The sequence below is a fragment of the Fibrobacter sp. UWT2 genome, from assembly GCF_900142545.1.
In the GTDB taxonomy this organism is placed as follows: domain Bacteria; phylum Fibrobacterota; class Fibrobacteria; order Fibrobacterales; family Fibrobacteraceae; genus Fibrobacter.
In genome coordinates, this window is sequence record NZ_FRBF01000001.1 from 273,258 (window position 1) to 288,758 (window position 15,501).

Sequence of the window (15,501 nt, forward strand, 5' to 3'; positions counted from 1 at the left end):
TTTCAGATTTTTACCTAAAGTTTTGCGAACCTTGCTGATAATTAATGCAGTTGTGTTTGGACTTGCGTTTATCGGTGGTAAGATTCTAGGTTTGCATTTGAACCTGCCTGGCTACGGTTACGGCAGCCTTGCTGAATACATTGCCTACTTTGGTGCCTTCTGGCCGTTTGCGCCGGAACAGGCTTGGCGCTTTGTGTCGTACATGTTCATCCATGTGGATTTCTGGCATTTCCTGTTCAATATGCTCATGCTCTGGATGTTCGGTAGCGATGTGGCCGACATGATGGGCTCCAAGCATTTTACGGGAATGTATTTCTTCTGTGGAATTTTTGCGGCTGTCTTTAGCCTGGTCATGTACTGGATTGGCATGACGAATGCTCCGATTATCGGTGCTTCAGGCGCCCTCATGGGAATCTTTGTGGCGTACTACAAGTTCTTCCCGAACCGCATGCTTTTGATGTTCTTCTTCTTCCCGATGCGAATCAAGTACGCCATGTGGTTCATGGTGGCCGTGGATGTGTTCATGGCTCATTCGGGCGATGGTGTGGCCCACCTCGCTCACTTGGGTGGTGTCGTAGGTGGTTTCCTTTACATGCACTTTTACGAACGCGGCTTTGGTAACCTCGGCAAGGCATTTGCAAAAATGCGTGGCCCGAAGTTTACGGTACATCCGGGAGGCCGTTCCGAAAACGAGTCTCGTGCGGAATCGAAATCCGATTCTGATGCTATCGAAGGTGAAGTTTTTTATGTGGACGAAAACAAGCGAATGGATGAAATCCTCAAGAAAGTCAATCGCGAGGGAATCAATTCGCTGAATGAGTCTGAACGTCAATTCTTACTACAGGCGAGCGAAAAGTTGCGCCGCCGCAGAGGAGGCTTCTAATGAAGAAAGTTTTAGGTATGGGCGCAGCCCTCGTTGATATTTTGGCCAATGTGGATGACGCTTGGATTGAAGCCCAGGGTGTGCAGAAGGGTGGCATGAATATGGTGGACTGGCCCCAGATGGAAAAGTTCCTGGGCGCACTCAAGAATCCGCTGCGCGTGCCGGGTGGCTCTACCTGCAATACCATGGTGGGTCTTTCTCGCCTGGGTGGCAAGGCCGCCTTTATCTCGAAGATTGGCAACGACGAACTCGGTAACATTTTCAAGAAGCACTTGCAAGACAATGGTGTGGAATCGAAGCTCGGCTTGAGCGATGCCGCTACCGGTTGCGTTTTCAGCGCCGTGACGCCCGATGCCCAGCGTTCCATGTGGACTTATCTGGGCGCCTCCGATTTCTTGGGCAGCGACGACTTTGTGCCGGCTCTTTACGACGGCGTTGGCTTGCTGTATGCCGAAGGCTACCGTGCCTTTAACGCAGATTGTTTCAAGAAGTCCTTTACCTTGGCCCGCAGCCTGGGTGTAGAAACCGCTCTCGATTTTAGCAGCTTTGGCGTGGTGGAAGCCTGCCGCAAGCTTTTTGATGAACTCTTTGCCGAAGGAATGATCGATATCATTATCGCGAACGAAGACGAAGCTTATGCTTATGCCGGCGTCAAGGAAGAAGCCGCTCTCGATGTCCTCGCCAAGAAGGCGAAGGTCGCCGTGGTGAAAATCGGCAAGCGCGGTGCCCTGATTGCCAAGGACGGCAAGGTGGTGCATGTGCAGGCTGGCCCTGCCAAGGCTATCGATACTACCGGTGCAGGCGACTTGTGGGCATCGGGATTCCTTTATGGCTACATGAACGGCTGGGATATGGAACGTTCTGGAAATCTCGGAAGCGTCGTTTCTAACGAAGTGGTCCAGGTGATGGGCGCCCAGATTCCGGAAGACGGCTGGAAGCGAATTTTAGCGGCTCGCGGCTAATTTAAGTCCCTTTTTTGAACAGTAGAACAGGCTAAAAAGAATTTTTGGCCTGTTTTCCTTTTTTTCACTTTGCATAATTGTAAAGAAAAATTATATTTAGGTGAAAGTGGAGGTTTAACATGATGAAACGCATTCTTTGCTTGATAATGGTTGCAATGGCGTTTTCTTTCGCTCAAGAAGAAACCTATATCCGCAATATTTGCGATACGCTGGGTGCAAAGAAAGTGGAATTGCAGTTGCAACAGATTGAAGAAACGATGTGGTATGGTTCGAAAAATCTGTCCAAAGCGGATTCCGTCAAGAAGACGGTCTACAAGGACTATCTGGATGTAAAACCGTACAAGAATAAATTCAATGGTGCCACAAAGCTTCCGGTGTCCATAACGGCGAGTTGTGTAGAAAGTCAACGCAATTTATTCCAGTATGCGATATGGTCTGACTTGCAATGGTCGCTAGTCAATAATGACAATGATTACGCAACCATGATCATGGATGCAAACCAGTTCTCCTTCAAGGGTTATGATGCAACGAATTCCTTCAATATCATTGCCATTAAAAAGGGGAGCCTTCCCCAAAACAATTCTTTCTCCACTAATGATTTGATGGTTTCAAAAACGTTTGAATTCAGTTTTGACTGGTGGTATTCAATTGCCTTCTATTTTGTAGGAACTAAGTATTCTTATGCTTCCGTTGTAGCCTTGGACTCCTTGACGGCGGCGAATACATCGGTGAATGGCCTAGATGTACCGGATTCGGTTTCGAAGGTCCAGTTACAGATACTCCATGGGGTGCTGGTGGATCCGAATAAGAATCTGCCGGCGTCGTCTAGCAGCGTTGCGTCTTCTTCGTCTGAAGAACAGTCTTCTAGCAGCGAAGTTTCTAGTTCGTCTGTAGAAGCATCGAGTTCTTCTGAACAATCGAGCTCGTCTGAAGTAGAATCTAGTTCTTCGGAGCATACGACGGTAATTGGCCGCTTGGTGAACTCTCCGCGTGCATTCAAGGCTCGCGAAATCCGCAGGCTTGACGGTTCCAAAATCAAGGCCGGTGAAGTTCTTGTGCCTGGCGTGTATTACGTGAAGGGCGCGGACGGTCGATGGAAAAAACAGGTTGAATTGCCGTAAGATTTTGATCGCCTAAAATTCTTTTACAGCGAGTTCCTGGCCGCGTTTGCCAGGAACTTGTCTTTTTTTTGTATATTTAACGGCATGATGCGTTTGATTAAAATTCTTGCGATTACCTTTTTGTTCTGTGGTTCAATGGCACTAGCCGAAGAACCTGCTGTAGCTTCTCAGGCATCGACTGCAGAAACCGAATTGAAACAGGAAATTGCTGTACGCGATAGCGTCATGCAAGAACAGGGAAACGCCTGCTCCGTTGAAAAGGATTCCTTGCGGGCTGTTATCGAAACCGAAAAAGCGAAAAGCGAAAATTGGGAAAAGAGTTACAACGTCATTAAGAAAGACAATGAAACGTGTGCCCAGATGTTGAGTACGTCTATTGGCGTGAATGTCAATAAGAAAGAAAAAGAAGATAACGACCGCCGTGCAGCCGCATTGGCAACATCGTCTTCGTTCTTGGGCGGTATCGGCATTGGCCTTTTGATCATGTGGCTGATTATGAAGTAATCGGGCTTGAGGAGCGAATGAATAAAGTTGTATTGAGTGCATGCCTGCTTTTGAGCGCAGGCTTTTGTTTTGCGAAAAACGCAGTGCCTGCTGGACCCTTCCAGTGGGGGCATACGCTAAAACCGCTTTCTACCTTGTCCATGAAAACGGCTGAAATTTCGGCGTATATGCCAGCCAAGAAAAAGCTGTTTGTGGTTGGCGATGCCAATGTAATCGAGGTGGTGGACTTGGCGAATCCTGGACTTCCGAAAAAGATTGCGGAAGTGAGTATTCCGGGGAACGCCTCTAGCGTGACGGTCCATGGGGACTTGGTCGCGGTCAGCATGCTTGAAATAGAAGAATGGCGCAATGGCCAGGTGCAGGTGATGCGTTATACCGATGATCTCGAAGTGCTTGGATTGTACACGGTTTGCAGCCAGCCGGACATGATCAAGTTTACGCCCGATGGCAAGAACTTGCTGGTGGCTTGTGAAGGTTCGCCTAGCACGGATTTTGCAGTTGACCCCGACGGCGGAATCGCATTCTTGTCTGTAGCCAAGGCTGATGCCGAATCGTGGAAGACGGCGGAACTTACGGTGGCCGGCTTTGACCATCTCGATACGAATGCGCTGAAGAAGGCTGGCGTGCGCGCTCCTGGAAATCAGGGCTTTTTGAAGTCGCTGGAACCGGAATACATTACGGTGTCTGACGATTCCAAATTGGCGTGGGTGAGCCTGCAAGAAAATAACGCCATGGCAATTATTGATGTGCCGGCAAAGAAAATCAAGAAGGTGTTTTCGCTTGGCTTTGTGGATCATTCCAGAAATGGCTTTGCAATTGACGCCGTAAGCGATGGAAAGATTGATATCAAGAATTATTACCCGCTGCGTGGTTTGCGCCAGCCCGATGGCATTGCCGCGTTCATGGCAGGTGATAGGCACTTTGTGCTGACTGCAAACGAAGGCGCTCCTGTCAATGATTACAAGGCTTGGACCGATGTGACGAATGTGCCGGAACTTGTGGCACAGGGCCGTTTGGATGAAGCCGTGTTTACTGAAAAGATGACGGCGGACTTGAAGGATCTTTCGGTCAGTGCGCTGGAACGTTGCGATGAGGGCAAGTATCGCACCCACAATGGCAAGTGCCCATATGCTTATACTTTCGGTTCCCGCTCCGTGAGCATTTTCGATGGCGAAACCGGTAAAGTGATTTGGGATTCCGGTGAAATGTTCGAACGTGTCTTGGCAAAGATTGCGCCGGAATACTTCAATTGGAATTCTAAGAAGGGCAAGGCCAAAATGGATAAGCGCAGTTCGGATAAGGGCTGTGAACCCGAAAACGTGACCGTGGGCGAAGTGGGTGCCCGTCGCTATGCTTTTGCTGGCTTGGAACGTACCAGTGGTATTGCCGTTTTCGACATTACGGAACCGATGGCGCCGCAGTTGGTGGATTACTATTTGGATCCGCTGGATCGTGGGCCTGAAGGCGTCCTCTTTATTCCCGCCGAACAAAGCCCGATGAACGGCCAAGCTTTGCTCGTTGTCGGTTACGAATACAGCAAGACGCTGACGATTTATACGATTAAATAACGGATTCGGGCCACGGGTGCTTGGGATAGCGGCCGCGCAATTCCTTACGCACCTCGGCGTAGGTGTTCTGCCAGAAGCCAGTCAAGTCCCAAGTTTTTTGAATGGTGCGGAAGTTCGGTGCGAGAATGTCGTACCGGACTTTTAATTTGCCGTCGGCAATCTTGTGTTCGCCACGGAGTTGCATCAAATCTTCGATGCGGGCCGAAATTTCTACCAGAACGCCTTCGATGCTTTGCACCGATTTTCCGTCGTCGGTGACGGCGACTTCTTGGTAGCTGTAGCGGGCGCGTTTACCGTTCGGGAGCATGTAATGGTCGGGGAATGTCTTGCCGAGCCATTGCAGCATGGACTTGCCGAAATAATCTTCGACGATACTGCGGTAACGGTCTTCGTTGATATCGCGGAGCAGGAACTTGCCGCTTGCGAATTCGTCGAAGATGAGTTCCATATCTTCTTCGTTGAATTCGGGGAGGCCGTATTCGGGGTAAAGCTTAGCGGCTAGGCGCATCTTGATCAGTTGCGTCTGAACAACGTCGGTCAGGAATCTGCCGCTCCAGTTTTCTTTCTCGATTTTTTCGCGCCAGGCGTCGACGGTGAGTTTCTTGAGTTCTTCGAGAACTTTAGGCGAGGCCTCTTGCGTGAGAATTTCTTTGCGGGAAAGTTCGGTGGTAGAACCGTCGGCGTTTTCGGATTCGCTGATTTCGACTCCGATGAATCTTTCTTGGCCGCTGCGCCACAGAAGCTCGTAGCGGGTCCTGGCGTTGCTTCCGCCGAGCATGTCTTGCGAAATGGGCGCGTAAAGGTTCACCTTGAGTTCCGACTTGGTCGTGCCGGTGCGGAGCATGCTGAGCGCGAGAATCGCGTAAGGCGGTTCTGCAACTTGCAGGCGAATCACATTCTGGTTGGCGAGCTTGTAGGCGTTTCCGCTCGGAGTCGCAAGCCTGTCGGGGAATGCCTTGAGGAGACTTTGGGTGACGAGGTTTGAGGTCGGAGCTTCGCCCCTTTGAGGTGTGGGGTTTGCAAGCTGGTTGCGGTAGTCACGCAGCTGTCTAAGTGTGAACGAAACTTCTCGCGGAACATCCCTGTTCTTGGACAACGTATCGCTTGCAAGCGTTAGAATATCGTAGGCGACTTTTGCCTTCTGCAAGAATTCGGTGCCAGAGTGAATCCAGGCGAGTGCTGCGAGGAGCAGGTCGGGGAGGTCTGCTTTGCTTTGGGCCGATGCGAGGAGCAGCGCGAGCGGAATGCTTGAGATGGGCGTGCGGATGGCCTTGAGGCCGAGTTCGGTGATGGCGCCGTCTTGGAGCATCCCGAATTTCTGAAGCAGCGCCGTCGCCGTCTTTTCTCGCGCTTCCGGAATCGCTGTCGGCAACTCGATCTTTGCGATACTCTCGTCTCTCGTCTGTAGCGAGCCTGCGAGCGTTCTTTCGTCTGTGTTCTCTAACGCTGCTTTCTGCAACAGCAATTCCGAGGGCTCTATTTGCAGAACCTCGGGCACGATCCCTTGGGGCATACGCTTTTCGGATTCTTCACTCCAGAGGCGTATGGCACAACCATTCTGCGTACGGCCGCTACGGCCGCTGCGCTGAATGGCATTTTGCATAGAAATGGGGAGCGTGCGCAGTACATTTACTTTTTCACTGTCGTCATACAGGCTGACGCGTTCGATGCCGCTGTCGACAACGCCTGTCACGTTCGGCACGGTGATAGAAGTTTCGGCGATGTTCGTCGTGAAAATCACGCGCGGGCGTTCGGTGACTTCAAATATGCGGTCTTGCGTTTCGCGGTCCTGTCCGCCGTAGATCTCCAGGAATTCGGCGCAGTTCTGTCCGAGGGCTTCGGCGGCGGCGGTGTGGCAGCGGGCGATTTCTGCTTTGCCCGGTAAGAATACCAGCGTGGTCTGCCAGATGTTGTTGCGGTATAATGTGCGGAGCGCCCGCACCACTTCGGCGTCAAGTCCAACGCCTGAAACAAGCGATGTCCCCGTGGCCGGAGTCTGGTTGATAATCTGGACGGGGTAGAGCGGGTGGCCCAAGCTCAGGCATTTTACATTGAGGGCGTTTTCCAACTCATCGCGGTTGAGTGCTGCCGACATCACTGCTATACGAGGCCGTTCGGCTCCCCTAAAAAACGCAAACAGCAAGTCCATGTCAGCCTTGCGTTCGTGGTATTCGTCAAAGACAATCCAGTCGGCGTCCAGTTTGCCGTGCAGCAACTCCTGCAGAAAGTTACCGTAGGTCTGAAAGAGAATGCGCGTGTCTGCGCTTTTGCAACTGTCTTGCCTGAACTGGTAGCCGACTGTCTTTCCGCAGCTTTCACCGTGGAGTTTTGCCGAGAACTGCGCAAGCGCAAGTGCAGCAATGCGGCGGGGCTGCAATACGACCACGCGGCCTTTGCAGTGCTTGCTTAAAAAGTAGGGGATGAATAGCGACTTGCCCGAACCGGTCGGCGCTTCAATCAATAAATTGCGAGAAGCCGCTATCGCGGCTTCCAGTTTGCCTTCTTCTTCGGCGAGTGCTAAATCTTTGTAATTCATATTGAGGCGTGAGGTCGCTCCCCTAACGGGTCGCGCTTTGCGCCGTGCTCGCTACTACCTTGGGAACTTGAGCTTTTCGCCGGTGGCAACGTCGTTGTAAGGCTTCTTGCCTTCGTGGAACTTCTGGTTGATTACCAGGTTGTCGATACGGCGACGCAGGCCCTGTTCGGTCTTGCAGAAGAAGTAGGCGACCTTGTTGGTGCCGGGCACCAGGAACATGGCGAGCTTGTACTTCTGAGACACGGCGCGGCGGAAGAACTTGAGGTCTTCTTTCTTGGGCACCACGAGGTGGGAACCTTCCTTGACTTCGCAAATCATGTCGGCATCGGCCAAAAGGGCGCGAGACTTCTGCTTGAGAGCGGCAAAGTTCGGTTCGGTGTTCTTCTTGATGGTCTCAAGGCTGAAAGCACCACCGCCTTCCTTAAGAGCCTTGCGGACTCCACGGAATGCAAATACGCCCATAACGATGAGAAACAAGGCTACAAGGTACGGCCAATAGTTGGCGAGAAAATCTAACATAAAAACCTCTTTTCTTTACGAAAGAAAATATAGAAAAATAAATGATTTATGCGGGAGGGGACCCGGCTCGGAGTTGCGAAGGCCGCACGGTCCCCTCCCTGCACCCTCCCCTTCCTTGGCCGACGCTTTTTTAAGGAGGCAAGCTTTTCTATATTCGTGACTGTGATAAGTCTTTTGAAAAGAGTTTTTTTTACATGTGCTGTAACGGCGCTTTTTTCGGGCACAGCCTTTGCTGATGTTGCGGCTTGTCCTGAAGGCTCGGTCATTTCGTCGATTTCGTACGAAGGGCTAGAGCATACGAAGGCTCGCGTGGTGGAACGAGAGCTCTTGAACAAGGCGGGGGAGCCGTTCTCTGCCGAAAAGTTCGATCTTGAAAAACGCCGCCTGCAAGACTTGGACTTGTTTACCGATGTGTCGGTAGATTGTAATGGTGGAAATCTGAAATACTCTTTCGTCGAAATCTTCCGTTGGATTCCTGCCCCTGCAGGTAAGACGACCGAGCGCGACGGGCTCATGATTGGCCTTGCTCTTGCAAACCTCAATGTGCTTGGCGAAGATATCCGTGCCGAAGTTCAGTACCGCACCTCTTCTGAACGGTTCCTGGATAACAACGAGTATGCCTTTTATGCAAGTTCTCCTTACTTGTTCGGGCTTCCGCTCGGCTGGAATTTTGAGTTCCTGCGTACCGACAGTTACGATGACATTCGCGATTACCAAGATGACAGCTGGCTGATTGATTTGGATTTGGACTATCAACTGCTGCCGCACCTTTCTATTTTAGGCACGGTCGCGTATCGCGAATTGGAAAAAGCGGTGTTCACGTTCGATGAAGACTCTGCTGAATTATGGGAATATGGCCTTGGCTTTGCCTTTGATTTCCGTGATACCAAGATTGATACCCGCAAGGGTGTCTATTATGAATACATGCTTACGCATGTGAAGCAATTAGACCGGATTGCTATCTGTGGCGGCAGCTGTTACACCGAAGGCGAAGACTATTGGGAACTTTTGAACGATGCCCGCGCTTACTATCCAGTTGGTCGTTTTGTGACGGGGGCGACGGCGCTCGTGCGTTACCGTCCGGGTGAAGTGTACCGCTTCGACTATTTTTCGCATGGCGGCGTGAATTCTTATCGTGGCCGTTATGGCGATTCAAAGCGCCTGGGCGTACACGAAGCCTTGCTCAACCTCGAAGAACGCTTTATTCTGTTGGATCGTCAGCCGGCGAGTATCGCGGGCGTGAATTTCTTCTATGGAGTGCAATTGGTGGCGGGTCTCGACGGAAGCCTTATTTGGAATTCGGGGCGCCCCGGTTGGGATGATTACGAAGGTGCCGTCTATGGCGGTATTCATCTGGTGGTTCCCGCTGTTGACCGTCTGCGTTTTGAAGTGGGATACAGCCCCGACAGGGGAGAACCTAAATACTTCTTTGGCATGATAGAAAAGGTGTCTACGTCGCGCTGGCGTGGCAGATAACCAATTCCGACGTAAATAAAGTAAACAACCCTTTACAAATTTTGGATAAATACTAAATTAGGACTCATATTTATAATAAAAAGGTAATATGGGCTCAGCGTGGGCCTTTTGGAGTATAAATGGCAATTAACTATCTAGACCTTCCTATCGGTAAGAAGTACCCTTATGAAGTAGATTGTGTCGTCGAAATCGGCAAAGACACGAACCTCAAGTATGAATATGACGAACGCCTGCACGTGTTCCGTCTGGACCGCTGCTTGCTCAGCTCCATGAGCTATCCTTGTACTTACGGCTTTATTCCCAGCACTAAGGCTGACGATGGCGACGCTATCGATATGCTGATTTATAGCCCCGCCTCCATGATGACGGGTACGGTTTGCACCTGCCGCGTCATTGGTGCGCTTGACATGACCGATGGCGGTCGCAAGGACTATAAGGTTTTGGGCGTTCCGGTTTTCAACCCGCGCCCCATCAGGGACATCACCGACGTGGACCAGATGTTCCTGCGCATTACGCGTAACTTTTTCCAGAACTACAAGGAACTGGAAGGTAAGGATGTGCAGATTGGTGAATGGCAGAACGCCGACTTCGCCCGCGAAAAGGTGATTGCCGCTCACAAGGCTTATTTCCAGATGCAGGTGCAAGTTCCTGAAACTTGCTACCAGGAACCGGAAAGCCTCGACCACCTTCCGCCTGACGAATTGATTTAAAAAAACGCCGCTTTTTAGCGGCGTCTTTCAATTAAAAGCATCTTACTTTCACCGGCAGTGCGTCGGTGATTTTTGTTTTGACGCTTTCCAGGAATTCCTTGGGCAGAGGTTCTACTCCCTTAAGCAAGGTGTCGCGGATAACCGTGTACAGCTGGACTTCAACAAGGTGGTCCGGATTTGCGGAATGGATGGCGGCCAAATTTTCGATGTAGCGTTCGATTTCCTGTTCGCTCGGAATTTCGCCTTGCAAATCGCAGAGCATGGTCTGGATGCAGAGCGGGTAAAGGTTGATGGCCTTGGTTAGGTTGTCTAGAATCTTGGCCAAGTGCAGGGGAGAACGATTCACCTTCTTGAACCATTCTTCGGTGCCGGCGTCAAGCTTTGCCCAAATTTCACCATTGCTTTCGAGCAATTGGGCAAGCCCCTGTTGAACGGATTCCGCTTCAATGTGACTTGCGTTGGTGATCAGGCGTAATTTAAAGTCACCGAGTTTAGGGGCGAATTCCTTTTGGATTTCACGCATGCGGCGGCAAACTTCGGGGAATTCCTTGACGATGGTGGATTCTCCGTCGCCCGAAAGGCAAATATCCTTCAAAAGCTTGTTTTGCTCAGGAACATTCTTGTAGGCGTCGCATTTGGCAAATTCGCCAGAGGCGTAATAGGCGAGGAATGCACGGAGTTCGCGTTCCACAGCGTCAATATCGACGGGAATGCGCTTGTGGCCTTCTTGCGGGCCGCTCTGGCAGTAGGCACAGGAAAAGGAACAGTGGTGATCCGGATTCAAATTGACGCCTAAAGAAAGCCCGCCTGCGCGGCGGCTAATCACTGGGTACACCCAAGTGTTGTTTTCCCATTCGCGGGGGTGGCTGCTCCACGCAGCGATTAATGCTTTTTCCTGTTCATTCATGCCGCCAAATATAGTAATCCGAGTTATAGTCTGTACCTATATGCCGTTAGAGCGAAAAATTAGAACGTCCAACTGTCTACCGCCTACTTCCTACTTCCTACTTTTTACTACTTTTCCTACATGCAATTTGTATTAAAGTCCGCTTTGATTGCGCTTACGCTTGTCGGAGTTGCTTTTGCCGACGGCATTAAACCCGAGGCTTTGGCGAAAGATGGCGCTATCACTCGAGATAGGCATCTCACCGAGATCCGCGATGTGATGCGTGGTGGCCGTGGCGGTCACATCGACTTCGGTTTTTACTATACGCCGAGTCGTGAACAGCTGCCTCTTGAAAGTGAGTACGGTGAACACGACGGCTTTGCGTTCAATCAGCATTTTGCGGGCTTTGGCGCCGGTGAAGTCGCCAAGAACCGCCACATGGGTGCGCTCCTTTGGTTTGACCGCTCCGGTTGGGATGGCGAAGACTTTCTCCTGCTTCCGCACTATGGTGATTTCGGTATCCAGCGCTCCATTGTCACATGGGGTTTGACCTTTACCGATGCCAAGATGGATTGGACGTTTGCGGCAGGTATGCAGCACCAAAATTTGGAACACCGCGGCAAGATTTACCCTTACGAAAAGGATTCCCTAGCTTATAGTTGGGCTCACTTGCGCTTTAGCAAATTCAGTGCCCAGGCCAATTTCTTCCGTACGGACTGGCGCTTGTTCCGGTTCTCGCTGGATTTGGAAAGCCGCTCTATTTACGGAGGCAAAAAGTCGGGACCGTTGACTTATTTGCCGAACGTATCGCTTGCCATGTACAATGAGGACGACGAGAGCGATGTTGATTCCATGCGCGTCACTTGGGAACAGAACTTGTATGCCCAGCAGCTTTATGCCGAAGTCGCGATTGACTTGAACGATACCTGGTTCCACAGTGCGGCTCTCAAGTTTTATCCGGATCCGTCCCGCATGATCGGTTTTGAAGCGACTTGCTTGAACCGTGTCAAAAAGAAACGCATTTCCGATGACTTGGTTGAAGAAGAAAGCGACTTGTTGTGGGGTGGTGCAATTGACTTGCTGTTTGCCCGCTTCGCCTACAATGCCGCTTACGATTACGACAACTTCTTTGGCGCGAAGGGCACCTTCCTTGTGGAATTCAAGTTTAACTTGACGACTGTTGATGGCTGGCTGTTCAACCGCGGTGCTGCCCGTAGCGCACCGATGGAAACCGATATTATCAAGCAGTCCGATAAAAAGTCAAGCTCCAACGAAATTACTCCGATAGGTTCTGGTAAAGGCGCTCCCAAGACGATTGAAGCCAAGGGAATCCGCTACGAAAAGACTCAACCTGCAGCAAGTACAGAAGGAGGTAACTAATGAAGGCGGCAATGAAAAAAGTGTCTTTGCTTGCAGGAATGGTTTCTTGCTGTGCTATGCTTTCGGGGTGTCTGACGCATTGGTTTGTGGATTCTACCACAAGACTCCAGGTTGAGAACGGAACTAGTCAGACGATAGTTGAAATCGGTATCGTTTCTGAAGACGGATCTGCCTACAGAATCTGGATTCAGGATACGATTCCCGCTGGCGAAAAGAGCCGCGTGTACGAAGCGGATTGGGTCGGAACCTTCACGATGCAAATCAAGACGACGGAATCTTCGTACAGGTTCGACAATATCGAATTGGAAGGCGGAAGCGAGTACATGGTGCTTACGGATAGCACCGACGGCTTGCACTACAGATTCCGCTAATTAAGTGGTCGGTTAGGCGACTTTAGATTCGCAGATTTTTTCAAATTCGTCGACGGTCATGGGCTTTGCAAAGAAGTAGCCTTGGAACAGGTTACAGCCCATTTGGCTCAGCATATTGTACTGGTCTTCGGTTTCTACGCCTTCGGTAAGGGAATAAAGTCCCAAATCGCCAGAAAGCTTTAGAACGTTGCGCAGAATGATTTCTGCCTTTTGGCTGTTCTTGGAACTGCTGAGGAACTTCATGTCGATTTTCAGAACGTCAAGCGGCATGTCCTTGAGCTGGTTCAGCGAAGAATAACCGCTGCCGAAGTCGTCCATCTCGACGATAAATCCCGATTCGCGGAACCGATTCAGAATAGCCATGCGGCTTTCGACTTCGGTCATCATCACGGTTTCGGTGATTTCAATACGCAAACGGGAGGGCTCGATGTTGAATTCCTTGATCAGGGAATTGACTTCTGCAAAGACATCCATGAACAAGAAATCTTTCGGCGAAATATTGATAGAAATGAACAGGTTTGCTTTTTCGCCGGTCCAGGTGGAAAGTATTTCGCAGGCGCTTCGCCAAATGTACTTGTCCAGGTCGGCAATCATGCCGTTTCTTTCGAAAGTAGGGATGAAGGTTTCAGGCTGTAAGAAGCCTTCTTTGGGGTGATCCCAGCGGATAAGCGCTTCTGCCCCGATAATGTGCCCTTCCTTGTCGACAATGGGTTGCAGGTAGGGCCGTACCTGTTTTTCTTCGATGGCTTTTTCGATCTGGGCAGAAATCATCTGGTCCCACATGACCTGTTTGCGCATCTTGTTGTCGTAAAAGGCGATGTGCTTGTTGTATTCGTTCTTGACGGAGGTCAATGCCAATTGGGCGCGGTCGAACATGATCGATATGCCGATATCGCGTTCGGTAATCTTGTAGATGCCCATGTGCATTAGAATGCGGTGCTCGATGGAGCCGTTGGAAATGACGTAGCGGGAAAAACGGCGTTCCAGTTGTTGCAGGTTTGCGTCTCCTGCCGGTAGGCAAATGCCGAAGTCGTCTCCACCCAGGCGTCCGAAGACCCATTCCTTGGTGGAATTTTCGCGAAGCCAGGAGGCAACCTTCAGCAACACGCTGTCTCCCATGTCGCTACCGAAGATATCGTTGACGATTTTGAAGTCCTTGATGTCAAAGTAGGCAATCCAGTACTCTACATCGGGATTCTTGGCGATTGCGTCCTTGATTTTCTGGAAAAGAGCCTCTTTGGTGTATAATCCAGTCAGTTTGTCATGAGTGACATTGTAGATTTCACGCTGGCGCTTGATCACCTTTTCTTTGGCAATCAATGCTTCTTGCTGCAGTTTTTCGATACGTAAAATGGCAATAATGATTAAAGCGGCCGCCAAAAGGTCTAGCAGAATATAGTTTCCCACAAAAAGTTGGAAAACCAAAAGCCCCGTGGCCAAGAAAAGAAACACAAACGATAAAATTTTACTCATAAAATATTACTTTGTTCTATGAGTAGAATATAGCCTATTATATATAGTTCGTTTGTTACAAATTTCTGTTCTAAAGATTATTTAATTTGTTTTTAATTCAATTGGAGCACTTTTTGTCCGATTGTTGAGTGCTGAATAGCTTTTCATAATCTGCAATGGACATGGGCTTTGCAAAGTAGTAACCCTGGAACAAATTACAGCCCATTTCGCTCAATTTCTTGTACTGGTCTTCGGTTTCTACACCTTCTGTAAGGGAGAAAAGTCCAAGATCGCTAGAAAGCCTGAGTATATTGCGCAGAATGGTTTCTGCCTTTCCGTTGTCTTGGGCCTTGCTCAAGAACTTCATGTCGATTTTCAGGACGTCGAGAGGCATGTCCTTGAGCTGGTTCAGCGAAGAATAGCCGCTTCCGAAGTCATCCATTTCGACAATGAATCCGGATTCGCGGAACTTGCTCAGGATCGCCATGCGGCTTTCGGCTTCGGTCATCATCACGGTTTCGGTGATTTCGATGCGCAGGCGCGAAGGCTCTATCTTATATTCGTCGACTAAGTTCTTGATTTCGGCATAGACGTCAATGAAGTAGAAGTCCTTGGGTGAAATGTTCACCGAAATAAAGAGCTTTGATTTCTCGTCGGTCCAAGAAGATAAAATCTCGCAGGCGCTGCGCCAAATGTACTTGTCCACCTCGGCAATCATGCCGTTCTTTTCGAAGGTGGGAATAAACGTGAAGGGAGGGAGGAATCCTTCAGTGGGGTGGAGCCAGCGAACCAAGGCCTCGGCCCCGATAATGGAACCATTGATGTCTACGATGGGCTGCAGGTAAGGAACAATGTGACGCTGCTTGAGCGCTCCTTCGAGTTCTCCAGAAATCTTTTGGCTCCAAAGCACCTGGTCGCGCATTTTGTCGTCGTATATGGCAATATGCGTGTTGTATTCGTTCTTGATACTTGTTTGGGCCAAGTGGGCGCGGTCAAACATGATCGATACGTCGATGCTTGGGTCTGTCACATGATAAATAGTTGACCCTTAAAAAGTCACTTCGCGAGCGCAGGATAAGGAGGTTCGCCGTTTTTATTCACCCCTTCCCGGCAAAGGAAGCAACAGTATAGCC

Annotated in this window: 14 protein-coding genes; 9 read left to right on the forward strand and 5 right to left on the reverse strand. The window is 50.2% G+C overall.

Features of this window, described 5'->3' with window-relative positions; genetic code table 11:
• Positions 1-31: 31 nt before the first annotated feature.
• The 5 genes from BUA40_RS01185 (at position 32) to BUA40_RS01205 (ending at position 5,038) form a co-directional block, all read left to right on the forward strand.
• Complete coding sequence (locus BUA40_RS01185) at positions 32-883, forward strand: rhomboid family protein (RefSeq protein WP_255369151.1); 852 nt, start codon at positions 32-34, stop codon at positions 881-883.
• Positions 883-1,845 (forward strand): adenosine kinase, encoded by a 963-nt coding sequence (locus BUA40_RS01190; RefSeq protein ID WP_072797437.1) that lies wholly within the window; start codon positions 883-885, stop codon positions 1,843-1,845. Before BUA40_RS01185 ends, BUA40_RS01190 begins: the two co-directional genes overlap by 1 nt.
• 119 nt (positions 1,846-1,964) lie before the next feature.
• Entirely contained in the window at positions 1,965-2,966 is a 1,002-nt protein-coding gene (locus BUA40_RS14465) for a hypothetical protein (protein WP_072797438.1), read from the forward strand.
• 84 nt (positions 2,967-3,050) lie between these two features.
• A complete protein-coding gene (locus BUA40_RS01200) occupies positions 3,051-3,470 on the forward strand; it encodes a hypothetical protein (protein ID WP_072797439.1) in 420 nt (139 codons plus the stop codon).
• Positions 3,471-3,487: 17 nt separating this feature from the next.
• Positions 3,488-5,038 (forward strand): choice-of-anchor I family protein, encoded by a 1,551-nt coding sequence (locus BUA40_RS01205; RefSeq protein ID WP_072797440.1) that lies wholly within the window; start codon positions 3,488-3,490, stop codon positions 5,036-5,038.
• On the opposite strand, the gene BUA40_RS01210 is transcribed toward BUA40_RS01205, so the two are convergent.
• Both BUA40_RS01210 and BUA40_RS01215 read right to left on the reverse strand, forming a co-directional pair.
• A complete protein-coding gene (locus BUA40_RS01210) occupies positions 5,031-7,574 on the reverse strand; it encodes an ATP-dependent helicase C-terminal domain-containing protein (RefSeq protein ID WP_072797441.1) in 2,544 nt (847 codons plus the stop codon). The genes BUA40_RS01205 and BUA40_RS01210 overlap by 8 nt on opposite strands.
• A 54-nt stretch (positions 7,575-7,628) precedes the next feature.
• Positions 7,629-8,093 carry a hypothetical protein gene (locus BUA40_RS01215; RefSeq protein ID WP_072797442.1) on the reverse strand — a complete coding sequence of 155 codons (465 nt, stop codon included), beginning with the start codon at positions 8,091-8,093 and terminating at the stop codon, positions 7,629-7,631.
• 174 nt (positions 8,094-8,267) lie between these two features.
• Here BUA40_RS01215 and BUA40_RS01220 point away from each other — a divergent pair, with 174 nt between their 5' ends.
• Together BUA40_RS01220 and BUA40_RS01225 are read left to right on the forward strand one after the other, a co-directional pair.
• Positions 8,268-9,569 carry a POTRA domain-containing protein gene (locus tag BUA40_RS01220; RefSeq protein WP_255369152.1) on the forward strand — a complete coding sequence of 434 codons (1,302 nt, stop codon included), beginning with the start codon at positions 8,268-8,270 and terminating at the stop codon, positions 9,567-9,569.
• A gap of 119 nt (positions 9,570-9,688) precedes the next feature.
• The gene (locus tag BUA40_RS01225; RefSeq protein WP_072797444.1) at positions 9,689-10,279 is read left to right on the forward strand and encodes an inorganic diphosphatase; all 591 of its coding nucleotides are present in this window, start codon (positions 9,689-9,691) and stop codon (positions 10,277-10,279) included.
• A gap of 31 nt (positions 10,280-10,310) precedes the next feature.
• On the opposite strand, the gene BUA40_RS01230 is transcribed toward BUA40_RS01225, so the two are convergent.
• Positions 10,311-11,186 carry a radical SAM protein gene (locus BUA40_RS01230; protein ID WP_072797445.1) on the reverse strand — a complete coding sequence of 292 codons (876 nt, stop codon included), beginning with the start codon at positions 11,184-11,186 and terminating at the stop codon, positions 10,311-10,313.
• A 120-nt stretch (positions 11,187-11,306) separates the two neighbouring features.
• On the opposite strand from BUA40_RS01230, the gene BUA40_RS01235 reads away from it, so the two are divergent.
• Positions 11,307-12,545 carry a hypothetical protein gene (locus tag BUA40_RS01235; protein WP_072797446.1) on the forward strand — a complete coding sequence of 413 codons (1,239 nt, stop codon included), beginning with the start codon at positions 11,307-11,309 and terminating at the stop codon, positions 12,543-12,545.
• A gap of 11 nt (positions 12,546-12,556) precedes the next feature.
• Positions 12,557-12,916, forward strand: a complete 360-nt coding sequence (locus tag BUA40_RS01240) for a hypothetical protein (protein WP_143149645.1) — start codon at positions 12,557-12,559, stop codon at positions 12,914-12,916.
• Positions 12,917-12,928: 12 nt separating this feature from the next.
• On the opposite strand, the gene BUA40_RS01245 is transcribed toward BUA40_RS01240, so the two are convergent.
• Entirely contained in the window at positions 12,929-14,368 is a 1,440-nt protein-coding gene (locus BUA40_RS01245; protein WP_178299490.1) for a putative bifunctional diguanylate cyclase/phosphodiesterase, read from the reverse strand.
• 118 nt (positions 14,369-14,486) lie between these two features.
• The gene (locus BUA40_RS01250) at positions 14,487-15,398 is read right to left on the reverse strand and encodes an EAL domain-containing protein (protein ID WP_143149646.1); all 912 of its coding nucleotides are present in this window, start codon (positions 15,396-15,398) and stop codon (positions 14,487-14,489) included.
• Positions 15,399-15,501 lie beyond the last annotated feature (103 nt).

Coding starts and splice junctions, on each gene's coding strand:
- BUA40_RS01215 (WP_072797442.1), bottom strand. CDS start 8,093: ATGTTAGATTTTCTCGCCAACTATTGGCCGTACCTTGTAGCCTTGTTT.
- BUA40_RS01200 (WP_072797439.1), top strand. CDS start 3,051: ATGATGCGTTTGATTAAAATTCTTGCGATTACCTTTTTGTTCTGTGGT.
- BUA40_RS01235 (WP_072797446.1), top strand. CDS start 11,307: ATGCAATTTGTATTAAAGTCCGCTTTGATTGCGCTTACGCTTGTCGGA.
- BUA40_RS01205 (WP_072797440.1), top strand. CDS start 3,488: ATGAATAAAGTTGTATTGAGTGCATGCCTGCTTTTGAGCGCAGGCTTT.
- BUA40_RS01230 (WP_072797445.1), bottom strand. CDS start 11,186: ATGAATGAACAGGAAAAAGCATTAATCGCTGCGTGGAGCAGCCACCCC.
- BUA40_RS01225 (WP_072797444.1), top strand. CDS start 9,689: ATGGCAATTAACTATCTAGACCTTCCTATCGGTAAGAAGTACCCTTAT.
- BUA40_RS01210 (WP_072797441.1), bottom strand. CDS start 7,574: ATGAATTACAAAGATTTAGCACTCGCCGAAGAAGAAGGCAAACTGGAA.
- BUA40_RS01190 (WP_072797437.1), top strand. CDS start 883: ATGAAGAAAGTTTTAGGTATGGGCGCAGCCCTCGTTGATATTTTGGCC.
- BUA40_RS14465 (WP_072797438.1), top strand. CDS start 1,965: ATGATGAAACGCATTCTTTGCTTGATAATGGTTGCAATGGCGTTTTCT.
- BUA40_RS01240 (WP_143149645.1), top strand. CDS start 12,557: ATGAAAAAAGTGTCTTTGCTTGCAGGAATGGTTTCTTGCTGTGCTATG.